Here is a 534-nt window from a genome sequence, read left to right as displayed (position 1 = left end):
TTACCATTTTTGAGATTTCGATCAATTTTCGATTCAATCAACTTGAATCGTCTTTTCGATAATTCTAGTAAAATTTTGGTTTGAATTATCTTGCAAATTGATTCCCTTTAAATGATTCAATCGTATTCTCCAAAGTGGTGATTGAATCTTACGTTTTTGCTAACTACTCTCCGACTTGATATTCTTTTTCTTCAGTGAAAGGAGCAAATTTTTTCTCGTAAAAGCCGACAGCTACGCCCATGATGCCAATACGAAGGGGATTGATCGAATCAATTATTTAGCGATGGCGGGTCTTGGAACGATCTTCGGCTTGATCGTGGTCTTATTCTTTATCGGCGGTGCTGCTTTCGGGAATCAAGCGGTCGCAGCGATCCCTCAATGGTTGATGGGTGGGCTCGGCGCAGCTGGGGGCATGATGCGGTATGTCGGTTTTGCGATTTTACTAAAAGTGATGGTTTCCAAAGAAATGTGGGGCTTCTTCTTTATGGGGTTTGGTTTAGCCACGATCGTAATGGCGGCACCTTCTTTGCAAGG

The 534-nt window shown here is 42.3% G+C and carries 1 pseudogene; it reads left to right on the top strand.

The window, feature by feature from the left end:
• Positions 1-223: 223 nt before the first annotated feature.
• Positions 224-534: pseudogene (locus ECA1_RS16710) on the top strand (PTS sugar transporter subunit IIC); the annotation flags it as partial.

It is taken from the genome of Enterococcus casseliflavus NBRC 100478, from assembly GCF_001544095.1.
Taxonomy (GTDB): domain Bacteria; phylum Bacillota; class Bacilli; order Lactobacillales; family Enterococcaceae; genus Enterococcus_D; species Enterococcus_D casseliflavus.
This window is presented reverse-complemented; position numbering and strand designations above follow the sequence as displayed.